Below are 11,623 nucleotides of genomic sequence, written 5' to 3' on the forward strand. Positions count from 1 at the left end.
AACACCGGCCAAAGGCCGGCAAGGTTTCGACAACACAGAACCACGAGCGAGATAGCCGCGTTCCCGCGAGCACCCGCCCCTTACCCAAACCCTCTCCCCCATCGGGAGTGGGAGCCAAAGCGGCAAGCCGCATCGCGAGCTCGCGCCTTCCGGCCGCCGACACGGCGCTCCCCCCGGCATGACCGGCATGACGGGGCCTCACGTGTAGAAACTCCCCGCCAACGTGCCGATCAGCAACGTCCACCCATCCACCAGCACGAACAACATGATCTTGAACGGCAGCGAGATGATCACCGGTGACACCATCATCATGCCCATCGACATCAGCACGCTCGCCACCACCAGGTCGATGATCAGGAACGGGATGAACAGCAGGAAGCCCATCTGGAACGCGGTCTTCAGCTCCGAGGTGATGAAGGCCGGCATCGCCACGCGGAACGGCACGGCGCTCTTGTCGGCATAGGGCCGCTCCTTCGCGAGCCGGGTGAAGAGCTGCAAATCCGCATCGCGCGTCTGGTCCAGCATGAAGCGCTTGAACGGCGCGCTGGCCGCGGGCAGCGCCTGCTCGGCGCCGAGCTGGCCGTCCATGTACGGCTTCACGCCGTCGGCGTAGGACTTCTCCAGCACCGGCGACATCACGAACAGGGTGAGGAACAAGGCCAGCCCCAGCAGCACCTGGTTGGGCGGCGTGGACTGCGTGCCCAGCGCCTGGCGCAGGAAGCCCAGCACGATGATGATGCGGGTGAAGCTGGTCATCATCAGCAGCGCCGCCGGCAGCAGCGTGAGCGCCGTCATCAGCAGCAGCAGCTGCAGCGACAGCGTCCAGTTCTGCCCGCCGCCCGGCGCACTGTGCACGCTCAGCACGGGGATGCCGCCGGGGCCGGACGGCAGCGACGGCATGGCCGGCGCGTCGGGCCAGGCGAACGCGGCCAGCGGCGTCAGCATCCACACCAGCGCGAACAGCCAGCGCCAGCGCTTCACTTGCGCCTCCAGCGGCCAAGCAATTCGGCGAAGGACAGCGCCGGCACCACCGGCGGCGCGGGCTCGGCCGGCGCCGGCGCCGCGCCCTCGTACACGTGCAGGGTGCGCAGCCCCCCCTGCCCCACGCCCACCAGCAGGCGCTTGCCGTCCGCCTCCAGCAGCAGCACGCGCTCGCGCGCGCCGACGGCGAGCGTCTCCACGCAGCGGATGCGCCGCCCGCCGGGCATGGTGCGCGCCTGCAGGCGGCGGCTCAGCCAGCCGGCGGCGAAGATCATCGCCACGATGGCGGCGAGGCCGAGCACCACGCGCAGCAGTTCGCCGCCGACGTCGAGGTCCGGCGCCGCGGCGACCGGGGCGAGCAAGGCCAGCATCGTCATCGCGCTCAGCGCAGCTTGCGCACGCGCTCGGCGGGGCTGATCACGTCGGTCAGGCGGATGCCGAACTTCTCGTTGATCACCACCACCTCGCCGTGGGCCACCAGGGTGCCGTTGACGAACACGTCCAGCGGCTCGCCGGCGGCGCGGTCCAGCTCCACCACCGAGCCCTGATTGAGCTGCAGCAGGTTGCGGATGCTGATGCGGGTGCGCCCGACCTCCATCGCCAGCGTCACCGGCACGTCCAGGATCATGTCGAGGTTGACCTCGGCGCCCTCGCCCGCCGCGCCCTTCAGGGTGTCGAAGGCGAGGCGTTCGGAGCTGTCGTTGGCAAGGCCGTCGTTGGATGTCATGCGGAGGTCTTCTCTGTGGCAAGGTCGCCGGTCAGGCGCACTTCGCGCCGGCCGGTAGGGGCTTGGTAGCGCACGGCGTTGCGGCCGTTGGCCTCGCCGTAGCGGCCGCGGAACACGGGCACGTCCTCGGCGAACACGGTGGTGAGCTCGGGCAGCTGCACCGGGATCACGTCGCCGGGGCGAAGTTGCAGGAAGTCGCCGATGGAGAGCTTCAGTTCCAGCAGCAGCGCGCTCAGGTCCACTTCGGCATCGAGCACTTCCTCGTGCAGCAGCTCGGCCCAGCGGTCGTCGCGGTCCACGCGGTCGCTCTGCACGCCGGCGTCGAGCAGGGTGCGGATCGGCTCCACCATCGCGTACGGCAGGGTGAGGTGGATCTCGCCGCCGCCGCCGTCCAGCTCCACGTGGAAGCGCGACACCACCACCGTCTCGGTGGGGCTGACGATGTTGGCGAACTGCGGGTTGATCTCGGAGTTCAGGTACTCGAACTCCAGCGGCAGCACCGGCGCCCACGCCTCCACCATCGCGCCGAACAGCTCGGTCAGCATGATCTGGATCACGCGGTTCTCGGTGGGCGTGAAGTCGCGGCCCTCGATGCGCGCGTGGTAGCGGCCGTCGCCGCCGAAGAAGTTGTCGATCACGCTGAACACCAGGCGCGGCTCGAACACCACCAGCGCGTGGCCGCGCAGCGGCTTGATGCGCACCAGGTTCAGGTTGCTCGGCACCACCAGGCCGTGCACGTACTCGGCGAACTTGAGCATGCGCACGCCCAGCACCGAGACCTCGCAGGTCTTGCGCAGCACGTTGAACAGCGCGGTGCGGAAGTAGCGCGCGAAGCGGTCGTTGACCATCTCCAGCGTTGGCAGGCGGCCGCGCACGATGCGGTCCTGCTGGGTGAAGTCGTAGGGCAGCACCGAATCGGGCGGCAGCGGCGCGTCGTTGCCGGTCTCGACCGCGCCGCCTTCCACGCCGTCGAGCAGCGCGTCGATCTCTTCCTGGGAGAGCAGGTCGCTCACGGCCTCAGCGCCTCACTGCATCACGAAGGAGGTGAAATACAGCGCGTCCACGCCGGGCCGGCCGAGCCGCGCCTGCACGATGCCGCGCACCGCCGCCAGCGCCTCGGCCTGCAGCTTCTGCTTGCCGGCGGCGTCGCTCAAAAAGGCGTAGTCCTTGCTGCTGAAGAGCTTGACCAGGGCGTCGCGGACCACCGGGTCGGCGCCCTTGGCGGCGTCGAGCGCGGCCTGGTCGTGCGACATCAGGCTCACGCCCACCTGCAGGAAGCGGATCGCGTCGCCGTCGCGGAAATTCACCACGAAGGGCGGGTCCATGGCCAGGTACAGCTCCTGCGCGGAGAGCTTGGGCGCGGCCTCGGCGCTCGCGGCCTGCGCGCCGCCGTGACCGCGCAGGGCGTACAGCGCATAGCCGCACACGCCCGACACCGCCAGCAGCGCCACCACCAGAATGATCACCAGCGGCGAACGCCTGCCGCCCGCGGGCGCACCCGCCGCCTGTTCCGCCTGAGCCATGAATACCTCGTCCTCGTGCCCTGCATGCGCCGCGGCGAGCATCGCCGCGTCTCGGCATGGGGTTTAGCAAGCCGCATGCCATACCACCGCAGGCACGGCGTGGTGCGGTTCGCGGGCACGAGAGCGCGCGCGCGGCGCTTTCTTGACGCGCGGCGGCGAGCCGGCGCGACATGAATCCGGCGGCGAGGAGACTTGGCGGATTTCGGGCGCGGTCGCGGAGCGGCGCATCGGTCGCCATGAACCTCGGCGCACGCATGCCGGGGCAATGGGGCAAAGGCGAGCTCGAAAAAAACCGCGCAGCGACAGTGCCGCTATGGCCGTGGCGCCGTGCTGCGCGGGGCGTTCTTCAGGACATGACATGGCAGCGGACCTGTGGTGCGTGCGCAACGCTGCTACGGCGCGCCACACGCCTCCACTTATCGCCTGCTCCCCGCCTCGCCGCGCCGTTCACGACGCGGCATAAAGCCAGCTCGCCATCGCGGAACGCCGAGCAGGGCCGTTCCGCGACGGCGATGCGGCTGGTGGCTTACCAGCCTTCGCGGCGCAGCGGGCGCCGGTGCTCCTCGTCCTCACGACCGCCCACAACCTCGCGGCCAACACCGAGACCGCCATGGACAGCCTCGCCGGCCACGCCGAGACCGCCGCGTGCCGCCTGCCCCGCCACGCCCAGTCCACCGCGGGTAGCGTCCGAGGCGACGCCCAAGCTGCCGCGCGTGGCATCCGAGGCGATGCCCAGGCCGCCGCGCACCGCGTCGCGCGCGATGCCGAACACGCCGCCGACGGGCCGGCGCTCTTCGCTCTGGCGGGATTGGGCGTGGGCCACGGCCAGGGCACCAAGGCCGGCCAGGCCGATGGCAAGCAGGGTGAGGTGACGGCTGTACATGCGAAGCCTCCAGGGATCCGGTTGCGGGAGCACGAACCTCCACACTCCCGGGCGGCCTGCCGCGCCGGTCGGGAGCCGTGCGACGGCGGATTCTGCACGCCCTCCCTCAACCCTTCCTGACCGGCCGCGCGCGGGCGTTCACCCCACGGCAGGCCAACCGATCCGCCCGGATTGCTTCAGGCGAAGGCGTCCAGCAACCCGCTGCCGGCGGCGGACAGCGGCGGCAGGGCACCGCCTTCCTCCGCCACTTCGCCAACGCCCTCGCCTGCCGATTCGCCCGGCATCCCCTGCGGCGCCGACTGGTGTGCCGCCTGCTGCCCCACCTGCGCGTCGCCCAGCGACAAGCCCTGCTGGGCGAGCAGCGTGTCGAGCTGGGGCAGCGTCTGCTGCAGCATGTGCACGGTGGCGGGGTGCTGCACGGCGAAGCTCACGTCCACGCGGTCGTGCGTCACGTTCAGCTTGACCTCGAGCGCGCCCAGTTCCTCCGGATGCAGGCGGATGCGCGCCTGCTTCACGTCCTGCCCGGCGAGCCAGGCCACCTGCTGGCCGAGTTCCTGCGCGAAGGCGGGCGTGCCCGCCGCGTTGTTGGCGGTGAGCAGGTGCGGCATCGCGGCCGGCGCTGCGGCAGCCGGCATGGCTTGCAGCGGCGCGGCGGCCAGCGCGGTGAGGTCCGCGCCCCTGGCGGCCTCCGACGCCTTGTGCGCCGGCACTGTCCCGACGCCGGCCGCGGCGAACCACGACTGGGACAAGGTCGCCGCGGCGGGCACCTCCGACGTCCCGAGGGCATTGGACATGCCCGACAGCCCGCCCTCGTCCACCGCGGCCCCGTCGGCCGAGCCCGCGGCCGACAGCGTGTCGTCCATCGCGGCGCCAGCGGCCTTGCCGTTCGCCGCGACGTGCGCGGCCGTGGTCTTGAGCAGCATCGCCGACATCACCTTGGCGATACCGCCGGTGGCCGAGGAAAGCGCAGTGGGCGCCGCCTGCCCGAGCAGCGCCAGCATGGCGGCGGGCAGCATCGGCACGGCCGCGGCGGGATCGCCGTCGGCCTCCGCCGCATCGTCCTGGGGAGAACCGTCGTCGGCCCGAGCGTCAACCGCGCGGCGCGCCTCGCCATGTTGCGTGGCAGCCGCCCCCGCGACGGCCGGCGGCACCGTCGCCGCATCGCCAGCGCGGGCATCGCCATCCGTGGCCGGCGCGTCGTTCCCGCCCGCTGCCGGTGCCTTGTCCTGCGCCCCCGCGGGCTGGGACGCCACGCGGGCGTCGTCCGGCGACGACGGCGAGGGCTGCTTGCGCGCCTGGTCCAGGTGCCGGTCGAAGCGGGTTGCGGCCTCGCCCCCGTCACGCGGCGCGTGCGGCGAGGCGAGGCCGGCCGGCGGGATCGCGGCCGGCGCGGGCGGGGTCAGGGTCGGGCTGGCGGGCAGCGGAGCGGGCATGGTGTCCTCGTCATTCGATCGTCGCGGGCGGCGCGACGGGATGGCGGAGCAAGGTTCGGGCCAGCGACCGCCGCATCGGAGTGCTCACGGCTCGCGCCCTCCCCGTGGCGGCGGCCGGCGCTGCGCGCGCTCGTCGGTCTCGGCCTGTTCGCGGCGCTCCTCGCTGCGGCGGTCCTGCTCGCGGTAGCGGTCGATCACGCTGCCGAGCGCCGCCTCGCGCGCATGCGCCTCGCGCCAGCGGCGCTGCGCCGGCTCGAGCTGGCGGCGCTGGCGCTCGACCTCCTGCAGCTGCTGCGCGATGGCCTGGTCGATGCGCGCGACGAATTGCTGGCGGTTGAGCAGCGCGGTGGCGGTCAGCCCGCCGGTGCCCTCGCCCACCGCGTATTCGCGGCGGTAGCGCTGCAGCTCGTCGAGCTGCTGCTCGGCCTTGGCCAGGCGCTGCCGCTGCGCGGCCAATTGCCGCGCCGCCTCGTCGCTGCGCTGGCGAGCCTGGTCGGCGGCCGGCTGCAGGCGGTCGGCGCGCGCGCTCATGCCTTGGCCTCGGCGACCAGGGCGACGAGCGCGGCGATACCGTCGGCCAACGTCATCGGCTCGTCCACCTCCTGCTGCAGGAAGGCGCGCAGCCGCGGCCACAGCGCGATGGCCTGGTCCACCTGCGGGTCGGCGCCCTTCTGGTAGGCGCCCACCGCGATCAGGTCGCGCTGCTGGCGATAGGCGGCGTAGATCTGGCGGAAGCGCTGCGCCGCGCGCAGCTGCTCGCGCGGCGCCACCGCCGGCATCACGCGGCTGATCGAGGCCTCGATGTCGATGGCCGGATAGTGCCCCGCCTCGGCGAGGTCGCGCGAGAGCACGATGTGGCCGTCGAGGATCGCGCGCGAGGCATCCGCGATGGGGTCATGGCGGTAGTCGTCGCCCTCGGTGAGCACGGTGTAGAAGGCGGTGATCGAGCCGCGCCCCTCGGCGTCGTTGCCGGCGCGCTCCACCAATGCGGGCAGCAGCGCGAACACCGAGGGCGGGTAGCCCTTGGTGGCCGGCGGCTCGCCGATGGCCAGCGCGATCTCGCGCTGCGCCTGGGCGTAGCGGGTGAGCGAATCCATCAGCAGCAGCACGCGCTGGCCGCGGTCGCGGAACCACTCGGCGATGGCGGTGGCGTACTGCGCGCCGCGCAAGCGCGCGAGCGGCGGCGCGTCGGCCGGCGCGGCCACGATCACCGCGCGGCGGCGGCCTTCCTCGCCCAGCGTGTGTTCGACGAACTCCTTCACCTCGCGCCCGCGCTCGCCGATCAGGCCCACCACCACCACGTCGGCGTCGGTGTAGCGCGTCATCATGCCGAGCAGGGTGGACTTGCCCACGCCCGAGCCGGCGAACAGGCCCAGGCGCTGGCCGCGGCCCACGGTGAGCAGCGCGTTGATGGCGCGCACGCCGGTGTCGAGCGGCGTGTCGATGGGCTTGCGCGCCATCGGGTTGATCGGCTCGCGCTTGAGCGCGGCGTGCTCGTCGGCATCGAGCGGCCCTAAGCCATCGAGCGGCAGGCCGTCGGCGCCGACCACCCGGCCGAGCAGGCCCGCGCCCACCGGCAGACCGCCGGCATGCGCCAGCGGGCGCACCGGCGCGTTGGGCAGCACGCCGTGCAGCTCGCCCACCGGCATCAGCAGCAGGCGCTCGTCGGCGAAGCCCACCACCTCGGTTTCCAGCGCCGTGCCGTCGGCGCTCCCGACCAGGCAGCGCGCGCCCAGCGGCGCCTCGCAGCCCTCGGCCTCCAGGGTGAGGCCGACCACGCGGCGCAGGCGGCCTTCCACCACCAGCGTGCGCGCCGCCTCGGCGCGGCGCCGCCGCCGCGCCAGCCGCTCGCGCCAGGCTTCCTGGCGGGCGGCGGGGTTCATGCGCTGACCTCGTCTTCGCCGTCGTCCTCGGCGTCGAGGCCGAGCACGGCATCGACCACCGCGGCCAGGCGCGTCTCCACCCGCGCGTCGAGGCGCGAACTGCCGCTGTCGAGGCGGCAGTCGCCGCGCGCGAGGGCGGGATCGGCGACGAGTTGCCAGTCCGACTCGGCGGCATCGAGCCGGCGCAGCAGCGCCACGTCGTCCGGATGCAGCCGCACGCGCAGCGCGCGGTTGGCCGAGGGCAGCGCCGCCGCGGCCTGTTGCACGGCCTGCACCACCAGCTCCGGCATGGTGCGCAATTCGTGCGCGATCACCCGCCTCGCCACCACCAGCGCGAGCCGCGCCAGTTCCTGCTCGGTGGCGGCGTCGAGCGCCGCCAGGGGATGGGCGGCGGCGGCGTACAGCGCCTCCAGCTCGGCCAGGCGCGCCTTGAGCTGGCGATCCGCTTCGGCCTGCGCCTCGCGCCGGCCGGCGGCGTAGCCTTCCTCGCGCGCCTGCCGCTCGAGGTCTTCCAGCTCGCTGACGGTGGGGCGCGGGGGCTCTTCCGGCGCCGGCGGCGCGGCGGGCTCGCCCATCTGCGGCGGCTCCCAGCGCTGGAAGCCGGAGGCGGCCTCGCGGTTGAGCACGTGGTTCACGGTCATCGCCGGGCCCCCGCCGCGCCTGCACCGCTCACGGCTGCCGGGTGCGCTGTAGGAGCGCGCCTTGCGCGCGACCGAACGCCATGCCGTCGCCGCTGCGTAGGCTTTTCGCGCGCAAGGCGCGCTCCTACAGAGGCGTGATCGGCATGCGGCGTCAGCATGGCGAGGGAGGAACCCGGCCGCGCCGGTGCCCGGCGCGGTGCGGCGCTACCGCCGGGAAGGGCAAGCGCCGCGACAGCCGCCGCCGTCATGCCACCAACTCGTCGCCGCTGCCGCTCAGGTTGACCTGGCCGGCGTCGGCGAGCCGGCGCGCGATGGCGAGCACTTCCTTCTGCGCGGCGTCCACCTCGGACAGGCGTACCGGGCCGGCCACGTCCAGGTCGTCGCGCAGCATGTCGGCGGCGCGCTTGGACATGTTGGCGAAGATGCGCTCGCGCACCGCCGGCTCCGCGCCCTTGAGCGCCACCACCAGCCGCGCGCTGGGCACCTCGCGCAGCAGCGCCTGCATGCTGCGGTCGTCGATCTCGGCGAGGTCGTCGAACACGAACATCAGTTCCTCGATGCGCCCACCGAGGTTGGCGTCCTGGTTGCGGATCGCCGCCATCAGCTCGGCCTCGCGGCTGGTCTCCATCGCGTTGAGGATGCTGGCCGCGGCCTTGAGCCCGCCCACGTTGGCCGACTTCAACTTGTTGGTGTTGCCGTTGAACTGGCGCTCCATGATCTCGTCCAGCTCGTTGAGCGCATGCGGCTGCACGCCGTCGAGCGTGGCGATGCGCATCACCGCGTCCGAGCGCACGCGCTGCGGCAGGTAACCGATCACCTCGGCGGCCTGGTCCGGCTCCAGGTGCGCCAGCACCAGGGCGATGATCTGCGGGTGCTCCTGGCTGATCAGCTCGGCAATGGCCCGGCTCTCCATCCACTTGAGCGACTCCAGCCCCTTGCTGGAGCGGCCGAGCAGGATGCGGTCGATCAGGCCGCCGGCCTTGCTCTCGCCCAGCGCGTTGACCAGGATCTTGCGGATGTATTCCTCGGTGCCGACACCGATGGCGGTCTGCTGGCCCATGTCCTCGCTGAGCCGGTCGAGCACGTCGACCACCTGCTCGCGCGACACCCGGGTCAGGCCGGCCATCGCCGAGCCCACCGCCTGCACGTCGCGCGCGGAGAGGTGCTTGAGCACCTCGGCGGCGTCCTGCTCGCCCAGCGTCAGCAGGAGGATGGCGGCGCGCTGCGCGCCGGAAATCGGGGCGGGGTTATTCGCCATCTTCGCTCACCCAGTTCCGCACCACTTGCGCCACCTGCTTGGGATTGTCGGCCACCATGCGCTTGGCCAGGCCCACGCGCTGCTCGTAGCCCTGCACCGGCGGCGCGCCCAGGCGGCGGTCGGGTTCGGGCTGCTCGTCCTCGTCGTCATCGATGCGCACCGACACGCTGGGTAGGCTCGCCGCGGCGGCCAGCTGCGGCTGCGCCGGGCCGCGCAGCAGCCCCTTGAGCAGCGGGCGCAGCAGGCCGAAGGCGATCAGCAGCGCGATCAGCACGCCGGCGCCCTGCTTGATCAGGTCCATCACGCCGGGCCGCTGCCAGAACGGCAGCTCGACCGGGGCGTCGTTCGTCGTCATCGGCCGGAACGGCTGGTTCACCACGCTCACGCTGTCGCCGCGCGCGGCGTTGAAGCCCACCACGTTCTTCACCAGGTCGGTGAGGTGGGCCAGCTCCTGCGGGGTGAACGGCGCATCGGTGTCGCCCTTGGGGCCGCGCACCAGCTTGTTGTCCACCGCCACCGCCACGGAGAGGCGGGCCAGCCGGCCGGCCGGGTCGGTGACGTGGCTGATGGTGCGGTCCAGTTCGTAGTTGCGCGTGGCGCTGGAGGAGTTGTCGGTGGGCGTGTTCGCCTGCGCGGTGGCACTGGCTGCGCCGGCGCCGCGCCCCTGCCCCGCGTTCGGCTGCGCCGCGGTGGGCTGCGCCACCGTGTTGGGCGGCTGGTTGCTGAGCGCGCCGGGCACGCCGCCGTTGCTGGCGGGGCCGGTGCGCTGCTCGCTGCTGGTCTGCTCGCTGCGCAACGCAGAGTGGTCGTGGTCGTAGGTCTCGCTGGCCTTCTCGGTCTGGCTGAAGTCGAGGTCGGCGTAGACCTGGGCGCGCACCTTGCCGGGGCCGACCAGCGGCGTCAGCAGTTCCTCCACGCGCTGGGCGTAGGTGTTCTCGATGCGCGTGGCCAGGCGCAGGCGGCTGTCGCCGACGGCGGTGGCGCTGTCCGGATCGCTGGTGGTGAGTAGCTGGCCTTGCTGGTCCACCACCGAGACCTGCTTGGGATCGAGGTCCGGCACGCTGGAGGCCACCAGGTGCACGATCGCCGCCACCTGGCCGGCGTCGAGCTGGCGGCCGTTGTAGAGCGTGAGCAGCACCGAGGCGCTGGCCGGGCGGTTGTCGCGGATGAAGGCGGAGGGCTTGGGCAGCGCCAGGTGCACGCGCGCGGCGCGCACGCTCTGCAGGCTGCCGATGGTGTTGGCGAGGTCGGTCTCCAGCATCTGCTGGTAGCGCGTGCGCTCGGCCAGGTCGCTCATGCCGAAGGGCGAGTCGGCGCCCGTCACCGGCGTGCTGGTGGCGCTGCCCTGCGGCAACCCCTGCGCGGCGAGCTTGAGGCGCACCGCGGCGAGGTCCGCCGCCGGCACCATGATCGAGCTGCCGTCGCTGCCCAGCTTGTAGGGCACGTTGCCGGCCTGCAGCGCCTGCGTCACCGCGGCGGCGTCGCGCTGTTCCAGCCCGGCGTAGAGCAGCCCGTAGCTCGGCCCGCGCGACCACAGCACCACCGCCACGCCGAACGCCACCGCGGCGGCCACCGCCACCAGCAGCAGCAGCTGGCGCGAGGCCGGGCTGCGCGCGAGCTGGCGCAGGTCGAGCCGGGCGGCGGCTTCGTTCTTGTCCTCGTTGGTGGCGATGGCGTTGTCAGCCATGGATCGGACCACTCATCGTGCTGCGCGACGGATGCGGCCGCATGCTCAGACCGTCATGCTCATGATTTCCTTGTACGCATCGACCAGGCGATTGCGCACTTCGGAGGCGGTGCTAAGCGAGAGCTGCGCCTTCTGTACCGCCACCATGGTGCGGCCGAGGTCCGCGCCCGCATCGCCACGCTCGAAGCTCGCCGCCATGCGCCCTGCGTCCATCTGGCTCTGCCCCACGGAGGCGATCGATTGCTTGAGCAGCGCGCCGAAATCGGCCTGGCCGGTGGTGTCCGCCTTGTAGGCGGTCTCGGCGGGACGCAGTTGCGCGGAGAGCTGGCGCATCTGGTTCAGGACGTTGTTGACGTCGATCTGGCTCATGTCGGGTTTCCGGCGCGGAACGGTGTACGGGGGTGGGGGAAGCACGAGGCGTGCCAGTGGGGGCGGAGGCTTTTTTGCGGTGCAACTGGGTGCTGGGGGCGTAGCTATCTCGCTCTTGCTTGTCGCTCTTGCTTGTCGCTCTTGCTTGTCGCTCTTGCGTAGATCGGAGGCCGGTCATGCCTTGTTCGAAGTGTGGCGTTGCCTTGGCCGGCCCTGTGGGCCGGGGGTTTCGCTCCCC

13 protein-coding genes are annotated in these 11,623 nt (G+C 72.4%); all 13 read right to left on the minus strand.

Annotation, left to right across the window (positions count from 1 at the left end; all coding sequences use genetic code 11):
* Positions 1-198: 198 nt before the first annotated feature.
* The gene (fliP, locus tag ACH65_RS14465) at positions 199-900 is read right to left on the minus strand and encodes a flagellar type III secretion system pore protein FliP (protein ID WP_425478308.1); all 702 of its coding nucleotides are present in this window, start codon (positions 898-900) and stop codon (positions 199-201) included.
* A 77-nt stretch (positions 901-977) separates the two neighbouring features.
* The gene (fliO, locus tag ACH65_RS14470) at positions 978-1,358 is read right to left on the minus strand and encodes a flagellar biosynthetic protein FliO (protein WP_049623322.1); all 381 of its coding nucleotides are present in this window, start codon (positions 1,356-1,358) and stop codon (positions 978-980) included.
* 5 nt (positions 1,359-1,363) lie between these two features.
* Complete coding sequence (gene fliN / locus ACH65_RS14475) at positions 1,364-1,708, minus strand: flagellar motor switch protein FliN (RefSeq protein WP_049623323.1); 345 nt, start codon at positions 1,706-1,708, stop codon at positions 1,364-1,366.
* Positions 1,705-2,721 carry a flagellar motor switch protein FliM gene (gene fliM / locus ACH65_RS14480; protein WP_049623324.1) on the minus strand — a complete coding sequence of 339 codons (1,017 nt, stop codon included), beginning with the start codon at positions 2,719-2,721 and terminating at the stop codon, positions 1,705-1,707. The genes fliN and fliM overlap by 4 nt, the downstream gene beginning before the upstream one ends.
* Before the next feature lie 12 nt (positions 2,722-2,733).
* Positions 2,734-3,231 (minus strand): flagellar basal body-associated FliL family protein, encoded by a 498-nt coding sequence (locus ACH65_RS14485; RefSeq protein ID WP_049623333.1) that lies wholly within the window; start codon positions 3,229-3,231, stop codon positions 2,734-2,736.
* 526 nt (positions 3,232-3,757) lie between these two features.
* Positions 3,758-4,114 carry a hypothetical protein gene (locus ACH65_RS14490; RefSeq protein WP_049623325.1) on the minus strand — a complete coding sequence of 119 codons (357 nt, stop codon included), beginning with the start codon at positions 4,112-4,114 and terminating at the stop codon, positions 3,758-3,760.
* 176 nt (positions 4,115-4,290) lie between these two features.
* The gene (locus ACH65_RS14495; RefSeq protein WP_049623326.1) at positions 4,291-5,547 is read right to left on the minus strand and encodes a flagellar hook-length control protein FliK; all 1,257 of its coding nucleotides are present in this window, start codon (positions 5,545-5,547) and stop codon (positions 4,291-4,293) included.
* A gap of 84 nt (positions 5,548-5,631) precedes the next feature.
* A complete protein-coding gene (fliJ, locus tag ACH65_RS14500; protein ID WP_049623327.1) occupies positions 5,632-6,078 on the minus strand; it encodes a flagellar export protein FliJ in 447 nt (148 codons plus the stop codon).
* Positions 6,075-7,430 (minus strand): flagellar protein export ATPase FliI, encoded by a 1,356-nt coding sequence (fliI, locus tag ACH65_RS14505; RefSeq protein WP_049623328.1) that lies wholly within the window; start codon positions 7,428-7,430, stop codon positions 6,075-6,077. Before fliI ends, fliJ begins: the two co-directional genes overlap by 4 nt.
* Positions 7,427-8,071 carry a FliH/SctL family protein gene (locus tag ACH65_RS14510; protein ID WP_049623329.1) on the minus strand — a complete coding sequence of 215 codons (645 nt, stop codon included), beginning with the start codon at positions 8,069-8,071 and terminating at the stop codon, positions 7,427-7,429. The genes fliI and ACH65_RS14510 overlap by 4 nt, the downstream gene beginning before the upstream one ends.
* Before the next feature lie 244 nt (positions 8,072-8,315).
* Positions 8,316-9,308 (minus strand): flagellar motor switch protein FliG, encoded by a 993-nt coding sequence (gene fliG, locus ACH65_RS14515; protein ID WP_202594223.1) that lies wholly within the window; start codon positions 9,306-9,308, stop codon positions 8,316-8,318.
* Between the two features lie 10 nt (positions 9,309-9,318).
* Positions 9,319-11,016: a flagellar basal-body MS-ring/collar protein FliF gene (gene fliF / locus ACH65_RS14520; RefSeq protein WP_049623331.1), complete on the minus strand. Its 1,698-nt coding sequence runs from the start codon at positions 11,014-11,016 to the stop codon at positions 9,319-9,321.
* A 45-nt stretch (positions 11,017-11,061) separates the two neighbouring features.
* Positions 11,062-11,385, minus strand: a complete 324-nt coding sequence (gene fliE / locus ACH65_RS14525) for a flagellar hook-basal body complex protein FliE (protein WP_049623332.1) — start codon at positions 11,383-11,385, stop codon at positions 11,062-11,064.
* Positions 11,386-11,623: the final 238 nt, after the last annotated feature.

It is taken from the genome of Frateuria defendens (assembly GCF_001182895.1).
In the GTDB taxonomy this organism is placed as follows: Bacteria; Pseudomonadota; Gammaproteobacteria; order Xanthomonadales; family Rhodanobacteraceae; genus Frateuria_B; species Frateuria_B defendens.